We start from the raw sequence: 16477 nt of genomic DNA, 5'->3' as shown, positions 1-16477 counted from the left end.
GGAGGAAACGATGACAAGCGATAACGAGCCATGGGAGGTCTATGTCATCGAGTTCGCCCGATCTAAGCAGCAGCCCTGGGTGGATCTGGTTGCCGGCATGTATGACGACGGCAAGGTCGACCTGCCCTTTTCCTTCGTCCTGCTGCGGCGTGGCGACCGCAACGTGCTGGTCGACACCGGCTTCATCCAGGAATCGAGCGACGCCTTCTCGCTGAAATTCGGCATCCCCTACTGGGTCTCGCCGGTCCGCATGCTGGCCGAGCTTGGCATTGGACCCGGCGGCATCACCGACATCTTTGTCACCCATGCGCATTTCGACCACATGGGATCGATCGCCGAGTTCCCGAACGCCAATCTCCACATCCAGAAAAGCGAGTTGCTTTCCTGGTACGAGGCAATCGCATTGCCTCCCCGCTTCGGCCACCTCACCGCCATCATCGATCCCGATACGCTGCGCGCCGCCCTCGATGCATCGGTCGAACACCGCGTCTCGCTGATCGACGGCGACAAGGACGATGTGCTGCCGGGCATCCATGTCCGGCTGGGAAGCGGCCACACGATCGGACAGCAATTCGTCATCGTCCAGTCCGCGCGCGGCAGGCTGGTCATCTCCGGCGACTGCGTCTATTCGAGCCGGCAGATCACCGGACACAAGCACGACGGCGTCTACGCACCGCTGAACAATGCCGTCGGCAGCGTCTGGGAGCAGCTGAAGACCATCGACCGCATCAACACCGAGATCGGCGGCGATCTCGGGCAACTGATCATCCTGCACGACATAGAGCGATGGAAAGGCCTGCCCATTGTTGCCGAGCTCGAAGGATTTCGCATCGTCCGGGCCGGATAGTCACGTGGCGCAAGAAGTCCGGGCTTGTCGATGAACGCGATCATCCATCACGCGCAACAGGAGATCTCCGGTGATTTCGGCTATGGTCTTGCAGCCGGACAGGCCCATCGTCCGGTCGAGCTCATCCTCCAGAATCCTAAAAGCCTGAAGCGCTCCCTGCCGGCCGTTCATCGCCATGCCATAGAGGAATGCCCGTCCGACCATGACGGCCTTGGCGCCCAGCGCCAGCGACTTGAACAGATCGCTGCCGCGCTGGACGCCGCTGTCGGAAAGGATCACCAGACGGTCGCCGCTGGCATCGACGATCCGCCCGAGAACATCGAGCGGAGCGACCGCGCTGTCAAGATTGCGGCCGCCATGATTGGAAACGACGATCCCATCGACCCCATGCTCGGCGGCAAGAATGGCGTCGTCCGGCCGCAGGATGCCCTTGAGGACGAGATTGCCCTTCCAGAACGCCCGCAATTCCCGGATATGGTTCCAGTTCAGGTCCTGCTCGTGCAGGATCTTCTTCGCCGAGTTCCTGTTGAGGATGTCCTGTCTGTATTCGGGCGGATAGTTCGCAAATGTCGGCAGGCCGTCCTTCAGCATATAGCGGCCGAAGACGTTCAGGAGCCAGCCCGGCCGCATCGCCGCGTCGCGGACGCTTGGATAGGAAAATCTGAACGGCACGGTGAAGCCATTCCGCACATTGAACTCGCGCTTTGCGAAGACGGGCGTATCGACCGTTACCACCAGCGTCCTGACGCCGTTGCTCCAGGCCTTTTCCATCAAGGCCTGTGAGAGAGCGCTATCCTGCCAGAGGTAGAGCTGGAACCAGATATTGCCGCCCGCCTCGCCGCAGATTTCGTCAATCGAGGTGATCGCTTCGGTGGCGGCGCAAAAGCCTATTCCGGCGTCTTTTGCCGCGCGAGCCAGTTCGCTCTCGCCCTTGTACCAGACAAGTCCGGCAAAGGCTGTCGGCGCGACAATCATCGGGGATGAGAATTCCTGACCGAATATCTCGACGCCTTGCGAGCGTGGCGCGCCGCCGCGCATCATGCGCGGCGCGATCTTCAAGGCGTCGAAGGCGGCACGGTTGTGATCCAGCGCCTTTTCGTCCTCCGATCCGCGATCGATATATTCGAACACGCCCCGTGGCAGCCTGGCCTTTGCCGCGGCCCGCATCTCCCTGAAATTCTGCGGCGCGGCGCGCATCGCGGCGGCTAGCGCGAAGATGGAAGAAGTATCTTGCCGGGGTTCATGATCCCTCTGGGATCGAAGGCGTTCTTGATCGCGCGCATCAGCTCAATCTCAGCCGGCTCGGTCGTTCTGTCGAGCCTGTGGCGGTAGCTAAGACCGACGCCGTGTTCGGCCGTGATGCTCCCCTTAAGCTCGACGACGACCTCGTCAATGATCAGGTCGATGGTCTCGGAAGCCGCCATGTAGTCCTCCCGGCCGGCGAAGCGGTCCGGCTTGAAAAGCACGACGATATGCATGTTGCCGTCGCCGAGATGGCCGACCATCAGGACTTCGGACTCTGGAAACCGCGCGCTGATCCGCGCGCCGGTCAAGTCGGCGAATATACCTTGCTTGTCGAGCGGAACGGAACTGTCGTGCGACATGTTCGGCCCGGCATAGCGGATTGCATCTGAAACTGCGTGACGCAGATGCCAGAGTGAGGCGGCCTGCGCTTCGCTCTGCGCGATCACAGCATCGGCGATCAGCTCGCGCTCAAGCGCCTTTTTCAGGACGGCTTCCATTGGAGTGGCGAGGTCTGCATCGCCATTCGAATCCGCGATCTCGACCAGCAGGTTCCAGGCCGGCATATCCGCGAAGGGCGATCGCGTGCCGGCCACATTGCGCAGCACCACGTCCATATAGTCGGCGGAGATGATCTCGAAGCTCGTCAGCCTTTCTCCGAAGGCGGACCGGACGAGGCCGAGCACCTCCATGGCCAGATCGACGGAGGAGACGGAGAGCATCGCGGTGGCGGTCGCCTTGGGTGCGGGAAAGAGTTTCAGCACGGCGGCCGTGATGACGCCGAGCGTGCCCTCCGCGCCGATGAAGAGCTGGCGCAGATCGTAGCCGGTATTGTCCTTGCGCAGTTTCAGCAGCCCGTTGAGGACGGTGCCGTTCGGCAGAACGACCTCGAGCCCCAGCACCAATTGCCGCATCGTGCCGTAGCGAACGGCCGTGACGCCGCCGGCATTCGTCGCGATGTTGCCGCCGATCTGGCAGCTCCCCTCCGAACTGAGGCTGAGCGGGAACAGGCGGTCGGCGTCCGCTGCAATGCGCTGGATATCGGCGAGAACGCAGCCGGCATCCACAGTGATGGTGTCGTCGACGAGCGAGAGTTCGCGCACACGGTTCATCCGCTTCAGCGACAAGATGATGCCGGGTGCCTCAGTCCTGGCGATGGCGCCACCGACGAGACCAGTATTGCCGCCCATCGGGGTAACGGCGATCCCACGCTCGTGGCAGAGCTTCATGACATCAGAGACTTCGTTCGTGTCGGCAGGCAGGACCACGCACAAAGCCTCGGCCCGGTAGCTGCGGCGGACGTCGGTCAGAAAGCCTTCCATCTCGCTGGGCTGGCTCACGACATTGCGGGCTCCGACAATGTCGGAGAACAGCGAGATGATATCAGTCTGATCGGTCACTGTGCGTCACTTCTAGAGGAAATGTGGAGCGGCGCCCCGCCGGCCATGAGCCGGCGAGGCGCTGGGATCAAAGACCGCGCCTCAGGAAATCATCCATTCCGAATAGCGCTTCTGCACGGTGGTGTAATTGTCGCCCCACCACTCGGCATTGATGACGACATTCTTGCCGCTGGCGAGATCCGGCAGGAAGCCGCCATTCGGCGATGCCTTGATCTCCTCGACGGACTTCAGCGTGTTGGGCAGATAATAGCCCCGCAGCGCCCAGGCGGTCTGGCGGTCCTGCCGCAGGCAGAACGCGATGAACTGCATCGCCGCTTCCTTGTTCTTCGAGCCCTTCGGAATGGCAAAGAAGTCGAGCGAGTTGTTCGTCTGCGCGAAGGAGAAATCGAGCGGCGTGCCGCTCTTCTGGGCGCTCTTGACGCGGTTGTAGTAGCTGTAGGAAAAATCGGCCTCGTTCTGGCTGACCGACGTCACCTGCTCGGGCGTCGTGGCGGCGAATTTCGAAATATTGTCCTTCAGGCGATCGAGCACGGCAAAGGCCCGCTCCACGTCGAGGGGGTAGAGATCCTTCGGCTGGACCCCGTCACCGACAAGTGCGGCCTCGAGCGTTTCAGGCGCAAGCGAGCGCATGCAGCGGCGCCCGGGGAATTTTTCCGTGTCGAAAAAGCCGGCGAAATCGACCGGATGCTTGCCGTCGGGATGGCGTTCCGTGTTCCATAAAATGCCGCCGCTGTAGAGATAGAGCGGCATGTAGAGGGCGTTCGGCTTCTCCAGCAGGCCTTCTGTCGCCACCAGCGTGCTGTCGAGCGGCTCCCAGAGGTTCTCCTTGGCACCGGAGGTGGCGAACGCGGCTGGCGCGTCGATGATGTCCCAGGTGACGCTGTTGCTGAGCACCTGCGCCTTGACCTTGGCCATGTCGCCATTGTCGACCAGTTGCACCGCGATGCCGGTTTCCGCCGTGAACGGCGCGGCAAACACCTCCTCGACGCTCTTGTGATAGTCGCCGCCCCAGGAGGTGACGGTGATGGACTTGTCCGCCGCCCTGGCGCGACCGGTGATGACGGACGGCGCTGCAAGGCCGATCGCGGCAACGGCAGCACCTTTTGTGAAGCTGCGGCGAGATATGCGGAATGTATCTTTTGTCATTGTCTGGCCTTCCGTTGGTCAAGCTTCGAGGTGAAGGGGAGAAAATTCTGCGGACTAGGCGCGCTCCGCCGGCAGCAGCCTGCCGTCGTCGACCCGCCAGGACACTTTCACGGCATCGCCGCGCATCAATCGCGCCCGGTTCGGTTGATTGAGTTCCTGCGCGATGATCTGCTCGCCGGCCGGCGTCTCGAGGAAATGCCGCACGATGCCGCCAAGCACCACGGTGTCCTTGAGAGTGGCCGCGATCTGCTGGCGGCCGGAGGCATCGGCCGGTGTCTCGACCATGATGTTTTCCGGACGCACGAGCAGCACGGCAGCGGAGCCGGCCACGAACGCGCCGTCGGCCGCGGGAACGTCAAACGCGCCGGCCGCGCAGCGGAGCATCAGGCCGCCCTTGTCCTTGGACAGCTTGCCGGGGAAAAGATTGGAGCTGCCGATGAAATCGGCGCTGAAGACGGTTTGTGGTTTGAAGTAGAGCGCTTCCGGCGTTCCCTGCTGCTCGATCTTGCCGCCACGCATCAGGACGATGCGGTCGGACATGGTCAGCGCCTCGTCCTGATCGTGGGTGACGTAGAGCATCGTGACGCCAAGATCGGCATGCAGCCGCTTGATCTCCAGTTGCATGCCCTCGCGCAGCTTCTTGTCCAACGCGCCGAGCGGCTCGTCCATCAGGATGAGCGGTGGATTGTAGACGATGCAGCGTGCCAGCGAGATGCGCTGCTGCTGCCCGCCGGAGAGTTCGCGCGGTCGGCGGTCGGCGACATGTTCGAGCTGGATGAGTTTCAGCACGTCCATCACACGCTGGCGTATCTCGTCCTTGCCGATCTTGCGGACCTGCAGCGGGAAGGCGATGTTCTGAAACACCGTCATATGCGGCATCAGCGCATAATTCTGAAAGACCATGCCCAGCCCGCGCTGGTTGGTCGGCAAGGTCGTGGCATCCGTCCCGTTGATCAGGATCTTGCCCGCGGTCGGCGTCGTCATTCCCGAGATCAGGTTGAGGAGGGTCGACTTGCCCGATCCGCTCGGGCCGAGCAGCGTGACGAATTCGCCCTTGCCGACGCTGAGGGTGACATCCGACAAGGCTGCCACGCCGTTGTAGAGCTTCGACAGACCGCGCACTTCGATCATGGCGTCGCTGGCTGCAGCGTTTGGTGTGGAGGGTTCCGCAAGATGCGCCAAGGCTGGTTCCTTATCCAATGGAGACGATGCGGATGGAGCGACCGGGGGCTTCATCTGCGCGTTCATTGCTGCTTCTCCTTGCGCTGAAGCATCATGATGCCGATCGCCAGAAGAATTGAAAAAACGGTGACCAGGGTCGAAGCGGCGGCAATGACCGGCGACAGCTCCCAGCGCATGGCGCTGTACATTTTCACCGGCAATGTCTGCGTTTCCGGACCAGTCACGAAATAGGCGACGATCACCTCGTCAAACGAGATCAGGAAAGCGAAAAGAGCGCCTGCCGCGATACCGGCCTTCAACTGGGGGAGCACGACCTTGAAGAAGATGGCGGGCTTGGAAGCGCCCATGATCAACGCCGCGTTCTCGAGCGTCGGATCAAGATGCCTGAGCGACGCGCCAACCGAGATCATCATGAAGGGCACCGCCAGCATGGTGTGGGAGAGGAACAGCGAGACATCGCGGTTCAAGAGGTTCCAGGGCGCGAACTGCAGATAGAGCCCAAGGCCGAGAACGATCACCGGAACCAGCAGCGGCCCCATGATGAAGCCGTTGATCAGGCCGGCACCAGGCAGGCTCGCCCGCTGCAACGCATAGGCTGCGGGCAGGCCTAGAACCGTCGTGGCGAGCGCCGTCATCAAGGCGATCATCAGGCTTTGCGTCATGGCGCCCCACCAGGCGGCGTCCGTGAAGAACTGCCGGTAGAGTTCAAGCGAAAACGCGCGCGGCGGAAATTCGAACTCGCCCCCCGTGCCGAACGAGATCGGAAAGACGATCACGCTGGGCAGCAGGAGGAAGAGGTAGCAGGCCCAGGCGACCACGGGCACGAAGAAGACGGCGGCCGTTCGCAACGGTCTTGTCATCATGCCACTCCCATGACGCCGGCCCCGCCGCGGACACGCCCGAGAATGGTCACCAGAGCGCCTGAGATCAGCAGCAGGACGACGGAGATGGCCGAGGCCATCGGCCAGTCGAGTGTCTGCCTTGTGTAGAAATCGATCAGATTGGCGATCATCATGTCCTGCCGTCCGCCAAGCAGCGCCGGTGTGATGTACATGCCGATCGACAAGGTGAAATTGATGATGATGCCGGCGATGACGCCCGGCATGCTGAGCGGCAGCGTCACCTTCCGGAAAATGCGGAACGGTCCGGCGCCCATCACTTCGGCCGCCCGCGCCAGATTGCCGTCCTGCGCGAGCAGGCTGCCGAGGATCGACAGGATCATGAACGGCAAGAGATAGTTGATCATGCCGACAATGGCGCCAAAGCGGTTGAAGACCATCGGGAACTGGATGGTTCCGCCGCTGATGAAGCCCAGCGCCTGGTTGACGATGCCGCTGTGGCCGAGAAGCACGGTGAGCGCGAAACTCTTGACCAGGATGCTGGTCCAGAATGGCAGCATCACCAGCATGAGGTAGAATGTGCGCTTGCGGGGCGACTGCCGCGACAGATGCAGCGCGACCGGATAGCCGATCAACAGGCTGACCAGCGTCGCGGTGAAGCTGATGACGAAGGTGGTGCGAAGAACCTTGTAGAACAGCGTCGACGTGGCAAGCTCGGCATAGGCCCGCAGCGTGAAGCCGCCCTCGTAGAAGCTCTGCCAGACAGTCAGGATCAGCGGATAGGCGAAAAACAGGATCAGCAGCGCACCGAGCGGCGCGACGAGAAGCGTCGCCGACCTCGGGCTGAGAAATGAAACGTCACTCGCACTCGACATTTGAAAAGTTCCCAGTCATGTCGCGATGCGTCGTGAGGTCATGCCCCCGGCTGGCCCCTGGATGAGGTCCGCCTCCCGTCTTTCGCATACACGATTTTCATAAAACTGGCATATCAGTAGCGACATAACAAGCAGTTTTCTGAAAAATGAAAATTGTTGCCGACGCTGGAGCGCGTCACTCGCCTTGAGCAGGTCGCGCGCCAGGAATCATGCGACGTGCTTTGGCTCTCTGAGCATTTTGATTTTTGCGCATGACCCGAAATCGATTCCGGTTTTCGGGGCTATGCACTAGATGTTTGCATTGACCCAGAAGACGGTCGCCTGGTTGGCGCCGACATTGGAAAAACTGTGCGGATGGTCGCTCGGAAACGAGAAGCAGTCGCCTTCCCGCAGGACGAAGACGCGATCGTCGATTCTCAATTCCAGCACGCCGGACATGACGAGGCCCATCTCCTCGCCGGCATGCACATAGGGCGCATTTCCGGAGCCGCTGCCGGGCTCGATGACGACGTAGAAACCCTTCAGCCGCTTGCTGGCCACCGGCGAAATAAGATCCTTTTTCAGGCCGTCCGCGTTGAGGAAAGGCTGGCGCTTGTTGGCCCGGACCACGAAAGGCGCATCCACGTCTCCGCTATTTTCAGGGTCGATCAGCCATGCGGGCGACACGCCAAGCGCGCTGCCCAGGGTGAAAAGCGTGCGCACCGTCGGCGAAACGAGATCCCGCTCCAGCTGCGAAAGCGTTCCGATCGAGAGTCCCGTGCTGGCGGCAAGGTCGGCCAGCGTCAGCTTTCTTGCCTGCCGCAACTCGCGCAGGCGCGCCCCCAGCCTGGGATCACTGTCCTGCCCGGCATCCGCTTTCTGCAATGTCATCACACGAGACTTTATGTTTTCCATGCTGGACTTTCACGTCTTGCTGCCCACCGAGCAATCGTTTTTTGCAGCGCGCCGAAGACGCGCGCCGGCGGCAACGATGGCCGCTCCGGAAGCTAGCGAAACTTCGCTGCCGAAACAATCGTTTTTCAGAAAATTAAAAATCGTTGTTGTGATTCCGGGAAAGCCGTGCAGAATTGCCTGGCGCGACCCCGGCACGATGCCCGTTGGGTCTGTCTTCCAGTTCAGCCTGCACGGAGTTCCCGCACGTGGCGCATCCCCTTTCGCTCAAAGGCATCATTCCGGCCTTTCCGACCTCCGTTCGCGCAGACCATAGCGTCGACATCGAAGGCGTGCGCAAGCTCGTGCGCTACATGATCGACAATGGCGCCTCCGGTGTGGTGCCGCTCGGCGGAACGGGAGAATTCACGGCGCTTTCGGCAAAGGCGCGCATCGAGACGGTCGAAGCGAGCGTTGCCGCGGCTGGGGGAGAGGCGCCAGTTATCGCTGGCGTGCTGTCGCCCGGGCTGGGCGATGCGGTCGATACTGGCAAATCCTTCAAGGCGGCGGGAGCCGACGCGCTCATGCTGATCGTCCCGTTCTACACCCGCAACAGCCAGGAAGGCGTGCTGCGCTACTTCGCCGAGGTCAAGGAGGCGGTCGATCTGCCGATCGTCCTCTACGACAATCCGGCCCGGACCCACTTCGTCATCGCTCCCGAAACCATCGCCGCCATGGCGAAGCGCGACATCATCATCGGCATGAAGGCGTCGAATACGGACCTCTACCATTTCGATCACGTCATGCAGAAGGTTCCCGCTGGCTTCCAGATGCTGAGCGGCCAGGACACGCTGTTCACCCAGCAGGTCAGCATGGGCGCCCGCGGCGGGATCCTCACTTCGGCGGTACTCGTTCCGTCGTTCTGGAACGAGGTGCAAGCTCTTGCCGAAGGCGGACGTTTTGGCGACGCCCTCGCTTTGCAACGCCGGCTCTGCCCCTTGATGGACGCGCTGTTCAGCGAGGAAAATCCTGGTCCGACGCGGCTGGCCCTCGGCATGATCGGGCTTGATCCCGGCGGCTCGCTGCCGCCGCTTGGAGCGGTGTCCGAGGGTCTGAGAACCAGGCTGCTGGATATTCTGCGGGAGCTGCATTCGGCAGGCACCCTCCTCGTCAAACCTGTCGCCTCTCCGCCGGCCACTCTCTCGCCAGCGGCTGCTTCGTAGAGCATCACTATGCTCGAAAGCGAACCGCCCAGAAGTCTCTATCGCGAAACCGCCGGCGGCGTCGGCAACTACCCGGCTTTGAAGGATGCGCAGCGGGCAAGGATCGCCATTATCGGCGGCGGCTTCACTGGCCTTTCGACGGCCCTGCATCTGGCGGAAGCCGGCGAAGACGTCGCCGTGCTCGAGGCCCGCCAGCCGGGCTGGGGCGCCTCGGGTCGGAACGGCGGCCAGGTCAATCCCGGCCTCAAATACGATCCCGACACGATAGAAGCGCTGTTCGGCCCGGATCTCGGGCCGCGCATGGTCGACTTCTCCTATGGCGCGCCTGACTTCACCTTCGATCTCATCAAGCGCCTGTCGATCGCCTGCGATATCAGGCGGAACGGCACCATACGTGCCGCCGTCCGCCCGAAGCCGGCGGGGGCGGTGCGGACCACGGCCGAGCAGTGCGAGCGGCGGGGCATGCCGGTCAGCATGCTGGACGCAAAGGCGATGGCGGCACGCACCGGCACGGACCGATATATGTCGGGCATGCTCGACGCCCGCGGCGGCGATCTCCATCCGTTGAAATATGCCCTTGGTCTGGCGGCCGCGGCGCAAAATGCCGGCGCGCGGATCTTTGGCGACAGCGAGGTCCTTTCGCTGAGCAGGGAGGCCGGACAGTGGCTCCTCAAAACCGGCAACGGTTCTCTCAGCGCCGAGAAGGTTCTCATCGCGACCAATGGCTATACCGGCACGCTCTGGCCGGGCCTGGAGCAATCCCTCGTTCCGGTGTTCAGCGCCATCGCCGCGACCGAGTCGCTCCCGCCCCCGGTTGCCGCGGCAATCCTTCCTGAAAGACCGGTCGTCTATGAGGCCGGCAACATCACGGTCTACTACCGGATCGACGCGCAGAACCGCCTCCTGATGGGCGGCCGGGGGCCGATGCGGCCCGTCGCGGATGCCTCCGCCATCGGCTATCTCAGCGACTATGCGCGGCAGCTCTGGCCAGCGCTTGCCAAAACACGCTGGACACATGGCTGGAACGGTCGGGTAGCGATCACCAAGGATCACCTATTGCATGTGCACGAGCCGGAAGACGGCATCCTGATCTGCCTTGGCTACAATGGTCGTGGCGTCGCCATGGCCTCGGCGATGGGCAGCGTCCTGGCAAAGCGTCTTCGCGGCGATGAGACCGCCCCCTTCCCCATGCCGATATCGCAGGTGAAGACCATCCGGTTCCACCGGTTCTGGCCGCTGGGCGTCAGGGCAGCGATCCTTTCGGGGCGGCTGAAGGACCGGTTCGGCCTTTGACACGGTGAGCGCCGATTCAGCCGGTCGCCGGAAGCTTCATCGCATCGGCGATCTAGCCTCTGGTCACTGCTTCGCTGCAATTGCGGCGCGGGTAGAGATCAGCCGGTCGAGCCAATCGGACGACATCTCGGGAACGGAATCGAGCAGCAGGCGCGTATAGTCCTCATAGGGCGGCGACAGCACCTCGCCGCGCTTCCCATGCTCGACGATCCGGCCCTTGTTCATGACGACGACCTGGTCGGCGATGGCGCGCACGATTTCCAGATCGTGGGTGATGAACAGATAGGACACGCCCAGACGGTTCTGCAGGTCGAGCAACATTTTCAGAATGTCGGCCTGGACGATCTGGTCGAGCGCCGACGTCACCTCGTCGCAGATGATCAGTTCCGGATCGGCGGCGAGCGCCCGGGCTATCGCCACCCTTTGGCGCTGGCCGCCGGAAAGCTGCGACGGCATGCGGTCGATATAGCTGCCGTCGAGCTCGACCATGCGCAGAAGTTCGACAATGCGCGCCTCGCGCTTCTTGCCCGAAAGACCATGAAAAAAAGACACCGGCCGGCCGATGATCTTTCGAACGGCATGGCGCGGATTGAGCGATGTGTCGGCCGACTGATAGATAATCTGGACGCGGCGCAACTGGTCCTTGGTGCGCGAGGAGACGACAGGCCCCAGCCTGCTTTGCTCGAACATCACCGCGCCGCCGTCCGGTTTCATAAGACCGGCGATCACGCGTCCAAGCGTCGACTTGCCTGAACCGGACTCTCCGACAAGCGCAACCGTCTGGCCTTTGCCGACCGACAGGTCGACGCTCTCCAGCACCTTGAAGGTGCCGTAGGACGCCGAGATGTTCCTGACTTGCAGCAGGTCGCCCGACGGCGGCCGCTCGGGCTCCTCGATGCTGCGCAAGGCCCACAGTGTCTTGGTATAGGGGTGCTTCGGCGCCGACAGGATTTCGGCGATCGGCGCCTCCTCGACCACCTCGCCGTAGCGCAGCACCATGACCCGATGCGCAAGCTGCGCCACGATTGCCAGATCATGAGAGATGTAGAGCGCGGCGACGCCATATTCGGCGATCGCCTTGCGGATCGAGATCAGGACCTCGACCTGGGTCGTCACGTCGAGCGCGGTGGTCGGCTCGTCGAAGACGATCAGGTCCGGCCGGCAGATCATGGCCATGGCGGTCATTGCCCGCTGCAACTGGCCGCCGGACACCTGATGCGGATAGCGCCTGCCGAAGGTTTCGGGCTCGGGCAGTTGCAGCGAGCGGAACATGGCGACCGCATTGGCCTCGGCCTCTTCGCGTAACTGGCCGCCGCGTTCGACCGCCGCTTCCACCACCTGGTCCATCAGCCGCTTGGCTGGGTTGAACGAAGCCGCGGCGCTCTGGGCGACATAGGCGATGCGCGTGCCCCGGAGCTTGCGCCGCTGATGGTCGGCAAGCGACAGCATATCGGTTCCGTCGAAGACGATCTTGCCGCCGGTGACGCGGCAGCCCGGCCTGAAATGCCCGAGCGCAGCAAGGCCGATCGTCGATTTTCCCGCGCCGGATTCTCCGACGATGCCGAGGACCTCGCCACGCCGCAGGGTGAAGCTCACGCCTTTGACGATCTCGGTCCAGCCGCTGCTGGTGCGCGCCTCGATGCGCAGGTCTGAGACGGCAATGGCAGCCGCTCTGCTCAGTGTGCTGGTGTTCTCATGCTTCATCGGAGAGGCCACTCGACATGTTCAGCAGCCAGTCGGCAACGAAATTGACGCCGATCGTCAGCAGCGCGATCGCACCGGCCGGGATCAGCGGCGTGATGTCGCCCATGTTGATGAGCGTGGCGTTGTCGCGCACCATCGACCCCCATTCGGCCATAGGCGGCTGCAGCCCTATGCCCAGGAAGGACAGGGCGGCGATCGACAGAAAGACGAAGCAGAACCGCATGCCGAATTCCGAGATGAGGATCGGCAGGATGTTGGGCAGGATCTCGTGGACGATCCGCCAAACCAGCCCCTCGCCGCGCGCAGCGGCCGCCTCGACAAAATCGAGCGTGACCACGTTCATCGCGGCGGCCCGCGAAATCCGGAAGATCCGGGTCGAATCCAGGATGGCGATGATGAGGATCAGGTTGAGGACAGAGGTCCCGAAGATCGCCAGCAGCATCAGCGTGAAAATCAGGTCGGGGATCGACATGACGGAATCGACGAAGCGGCTGAGCACCTGATCCGCCACCCCACGCAATGCCGCCGCCATGATGCCGAAGAACCCGCCGATGGCGAAGGCCAGAAGCGTCGTGACGAAAGCAATGCCGATCGAATTGCGCGCGCCAAAGATCATCCGGCTCAGGAAATCGCGGCCCAATTGATCCGTACCCAGCAGGTTCACCTCGTCCCAGGGCGCGTAGGGCACGGACGACACGACCTGGAACTCTCCGTAAGGCGCAATGAAGGGCGCGAAGATCGCCGTGAAGACATAGGCGAACAGGACCACCATGCCGAAGATCGCCGTCGGCGGCGCCTGCCTCACAGCCCTCAGGCCGCGGGCAAGAGCGGTTTGCGATGGGGCGGAGCGTGTCGCAGTGTTCGTCATGCGGAACCTCAACGCGGATGCAGGAGACGGGGATTGCTGACGATCGAGATGATGTCGGCCAGCAGGTTGAGCAGAATGTAGGCCGTCGAGAAGATCAGCGCACAGGCCTGGATGACCGGCACGTCGCGATTTCGAACGGCATCCACCATGGTCTGCCCGATGCCGGGATAGACGAACACCACCTCGACCACGACAACCCCGGCAATCAGATAGGCAAGGTTTATGGCCACGACGCTGGCGATCGACCCGATGGCGTTGGGCAGTGCATGCCGCATGATCACCCGCATCTCCGGCTCGCCTTTGAGCTGTGCCATTTCGATGAAAGGCCGCGACATGACGTTGAGGATGGCGGCGCGGGTATTCCTCATCATATGGGCGAGCACGACGAAGAGCAGCGTCATGATCGGCAGCGCCATGCGATAGAGTTGCTCGTCGAAATGCATGCTGGAGCGGATGCTCGATAGCGATGGAAAAATGTGCAGCCTGGTCGCCAGAAAGAGCATCAGCACATAGGCGATGAAGAATTCCGGCACCGATATCGCGGCCAGTGTCACGGCGCTCAAGAACCGGTCCGGCAATCTGTTGCGATAGCGTGCGCAGACAATGCCGAGCAGAATTGCCAGAGGCACGGCGATGGCTGCCGTGATGCCGGCCAGCCGCAACGTGCTCAGCAGGCGTGGACCGATGATGGTGCCGACCGGACGCTTGGAGAAAGAGTTGCCGAAATCGCCCTGCAGCGCGCTGGAGAGCCAGGTGAAATAACGGTCCACCATCGGCCGGTCGAGGCCCAGCTGGTGCTGGAAGGCTGCCACTGCATCGGGAGTTGCGGACCTCCCGAGCACGGCGCTCGCAAAGCTGCCGGGCAACAGGTTCACGGCAAGGAAGATGACCAGTGAGACGATGACGAGGCTGAGCAAGCCAAGCCCGATCCGTTGCAGGATCATCTTCGCGATAGGGTTGGAAACAAGACCCATACGAACTTTCCCGTCTTTACATAGACGCAACGCATGCTGATGGCATCCCACGCATTTGGCCTGCCATCAGGGATAACCGGCAGCGTTTGTCAGGCACCTGCGGACATCGTTTCGCTCCAAGGCGAATGCGCTTGGCAGAACCATCAGCCTATCGTGGTGCAGGGGGTGCCGGGAAGGTCCGGCACCGGGTCCTGTCTCAGACCATCCACCAGCGCTCGGACATACGCAGATTGTCGCATGGGAAGATGCCGCCGACCTGGCCGTGCCCGATCTTGGCCGATACGCCGACAATCCAGTTGACAAAGGCAACCGTCAGGACGCCGCCGTCGTCGTGCAGTATCTGCTGCATCTCGGCATATTGCGTGGCGCGCTTGGCCTGATCCGTCTCGGAGCGCGCCTCGACGAGCAATTCGTTGAAGCGCTGGTTCTTCCAATGCGTGTTGTTCCACGAAGCATCCTTGGAATAGCTCGTGGAAAACAGCCAGTCGCAGGTCGGGCGGCCATACCAGTCGCAACCGTTGAACGGCTTCTTGAGGAAGACGTTTTCCCAGTAACCGTCGTCGGCCTCGCGCACGATATTGATGTTGATGCCGGCCTTGGCGGCATGCTGCTGGAAGAGAACAGCCGCATCGATCGCACCGGGAAATGCTGCTTCGGCAACGGAGAGATCGACGTCGAGCGAGGTCAATCCGGCCTTTGCCAGATGTGCCTTGGCCTTGTCGATATCGTAGTTGAAGACCGGCTTCGGTTCGATGTGGAACGGCATGGTGCTCGCCACCGGTGAATCATTGCCCTTGATGGCTTCGCCAAGGAAGACCTTGCGCACGATGTCGTCGCGGTCGATTGCGTATTTCAGCGCCAGGCGGACGTCGGGATTGTCGAAGGGGGCGGTCGAAGTATCCATGTCGAAGGTGAAATGGCGAAGGCTTGGCACGCGCAGAACGCTAAGAGCGGGATTGCGCTCCATCAGGCCGATGCTCTTCACGTCGAGATCGCCGATGAACTCGACTTCGCCGGTCATGAACGCGTTCATGCGGGCCGTCGCATCCATGATGGCGACATATTCTATCTCGTCGAAATAGGGTTTGTTGTTCTTGTGGTAGTTGGGGTTACGTTTCATCTTGATCGAAACGCCCGGCTCGAAATTCTCCAGGGTGAAGCTGCCCGTGCCTACGCCACGCTGCCAGTCGATGCCGCCGCCTTCCTTGGCGGGTATGATCGAGAGGTGATAGTCGGCGACGAGATAGGGGAAGTCGGCCGTTCCCGATTTCAGGTTGAAGACGATCGTGTCGGGGCCGTCGGGAGTGATTGTGTCGATCTGCGACAGCAGCGACTTGGCCGCGGACGTCGAACCGTCGCCCATATGATGGCGGAACGATTCCTGGATATCGGCCATCGTCAGGCTCTTGCCGTCGTGGAAAGTGATGCCCTTCTTGATCTTGAAGGTCCACTTCCTGGCGCCATCGGCGGGTTCGAAACTTTCCGCCAGATCGCCGATGATGCTGCCGTCGGCGGCGATTTCGGTCAAATTGTTGCACAGCGATCCGCTGAAGGCCGCCTGCACGAAACTCGCCGGCCAGGTGCCCGGATCAAGCGTATCCTGCTGTGAGGCATCCGACATGCCGAAGCGGGCAAAGCCGCCCTGTTTGGGCTCTTGCGCCTGAGCGCCGGACGCAAAAAACGACGTGCCCGCTCCGGCCACAGCGGCAAGCGCGGCTGCACGGCCAAGAAATTCGCGACGCGAGATACCGCCTTTTCGCGCCTGCTCGGCCCAGAATTTCATTTCCAAAAATGCTGAATCGGACATTGCTTGGTTCCCCTTGTTCTTGATGTACGCATTTTTTGTGCGCATGCGATCAGACGTGTCTGCCTGGCGGCCGCCCTTGTCGTCGCGTTCTTCGCGCGCTTTCCAGCCATCGAGGGAAGGCTAGCACGACACCGGTCGATGTCAATAATTTCTGATTGACTGATCGATCATTTTTTTGCCTACTGCCGTACGCTCTGTACCGCTCCG

Annotated in this window: 14 protein-coding genes; 3 read left to right on the top strand and 11 right to left on the bottom strand. The window is 62.0% G+C overall.

Going from position 1 to position 16477, the window contains the following annotated elements; genetic code table 11:
• The first annotated feature begins 10 nt into the window (after window positions 1–10).
• Window positions 11–847 (top strand): N-acyl homoserine lactonase family protein, encoded by an 837-nt coding sequence (locus OHD62_RS22115; RefSeq protein WP_263787092.1) that lies wholly within the window; start codon window positions 11–13, stop codon window positions 845–847.
• Here OHD62_RS22115 and OHD62_RS22110 read toward each other — a convergent pair whose 3' ends face one another.
• The 7 genes from OHD62_RS22110 to OHD62_RS22080 all read right to left on the bottom strand — a co-directional run bounded on the left by OHD62_RS22110 (window position 848) and on the right by OHD62_RS22080 (window position 8425).
• The gene (locus OHD62_RS22110; protein ID WP_263787090.1) at window positions 848–2044 is read right to left on the bottom strand and encodes an alpha-hydroxy acid oxidase; all 1197 of its coding nucleotides are present in this window, start codon (window positions 2042–2044) and stop codon (window positions 848–850) included.
• An 8-nt stretch (window positions 2045–2052) separates the two neighbouring features.
• A complete protein-coding gene (locus OHD62_RS22105; RefSeq protein WP_263787089.1) occupies window positions 2053–3489 on the bottom strand; it encodes an FAD-binding oxidoreductase in 1437 nt (478 codons plus the stop codon).
• A gap of 81 nt (window positions 3490–3570) precedes the next feature.
• On the bottom strand, window positions 3571–4635 hold the full coding sequence (locus OHD62_RS22100; protein WP_263787086.1) for a polyamine ABC transporter substrate-binding protein: 1065 nt from the start codon (window positions 4633–4635) through the stop codon (window positions 3571–3573).
• Between the two features lie 54 nt (window positions 4636–4689).
• A complete protein-coding gene (locus OHD62_RS22095) occupies window positions 4690–5817 on the bottom strand; it encodes an ABC transporter ATP-binding protein (RefSeq protein WP_263787084.1) in 1128 nt (375 codons plus the stop codon).
• Window positions 5818–5879: 62 nt separating this feature from the next.
• Window positions 5880–6677, bottom strand: a complete 798-nt coding sequence (locus OHD62_RS22090; protein WP_263787082.1) for an ABC transporter permease — start codon at window positions 6675–6677, stop codon at window positions 5880–5882.
• Entirely contained in the window at window positions 6677–7531 is an 855-nt protein-coding gene (locus OHD62_RS22085) for an ABC transporter permease (protein WP_263787080.1), read from the bottom strand. The genes OHD62_RS22090 and OHD62_RS22085 overlap by 1 nt, the downstream gene beginning before the upstream one ends.
• A gap of 288 nt (window positions 7532–7819) precedes the next feature.
• Window positions 7820–8425, bottom strand: a complete 606-nt coding sequence (locus OHD62_RS22080; RefSeq protein ID WP_263787078.1) for a helix-turn-helix domain-containing protein — start codon at window positions 8423–8425, stop codon at window positions 7820–7822.
• 245 nt (window positions 8426–8670) lie between these two features.
• Between OHD62_RS22080 and OHD62_RS22075 the strand changes: the two genes are divergently transcribed.
• Window positions 8671–9624 carry a dihydrodipicolinate synthase family protein gene (locus OHD62_RS22075; protein ID WP_263787077.1) on the top strand — a complete coding sequence of 318 codons (954 nt, stop codon included), beginning with the start codon at window positions 8671–8673 and terminating at the stop codon, window positions 9622–9624.
• A 9-nt stretch (window positions 9625–9633) separates the two neighbouring features.
• On the top strand, window positions 9634–10917 hold the full coding sequence (locus OHD62_RS22070; protein WP_263787075.1) for an NAD(P)/FAD-dependent oxidoreductase: 1284 nt from the start codon (window positions 9634–9636) through the stop codon (window positions 10915–10917).
• Window positions 10918–10980: 63 nt separating this feature from the next.
• On the opposite strand, the gene OHD62_RS22065 is transcribed toward OHD62_RS22070, so the two are convergent.
• From OHD62_RS22065 to OHD62_RS22050, 4 genes are all read right to left on the bottom strand, one after another.
• Window positions 10981–12621 (bottom strand): ABC transporter ATP-binding protein, encoded by a 1641-nt coding sequence (locus OHD62_RS22065; RefSeq protein WP_263787073.1) that lies wholly within the window; start codon window positions 12619–12621, stop codon window positions 10981–10983.
• Window positions 12611–13489: an ABC transporter permease gene (locus OHD62_RS22060; RefSeq protein ID WP_263787071.1), complete on the bottom strand. Its 879-nt coding sequence runs from the start codon at window positions 13487–13489 to the stop codon at window positions 12611–12613. Before OHD62_RS22060 ends, OHD62_RS22065 begins: the two co-directional genes overlap by 11 nt.
• 8 nt (window positions 13490–13497) lie before the next feature.
• Window positions 13498–14463, bottom strand: a complete 966-nt coding sequence (locus OHD62_RS22055) for an ABC transporter permease (protein ID WP_263787070.1) — start codon at window positions 14461–14463, stop codon at window positions 13498–13500.
• 196 nt (window positions 14464–14659) lie between these two features.
• Window positions 14660–16270, bottom strand: a complete 1611-nt coding sequence (locus tag OHD62_RS22050; protein ID WP_263787068.1) for an ABC transporter substrate-binding protein — start codon at window positions 16268–16270, stop codon at window positions 14660–14662.
• Between the last annotated feature and the right edge of the window lie 207 nt (window positions 16271–16477).

Origin of the sequence: Mesorhizobium sp. YC-39 (genome assembly GCF_025753795.1) — a bacterium.
Lineage (GTDB): Bacteria > Pseudomonadota > Alphaproteobacteria > Rhizobiales > Rhizobiaceae > Mesorhizobium.
This window is presented reverse-complemented; position numbering and strand designations above follow the sequence as displayed.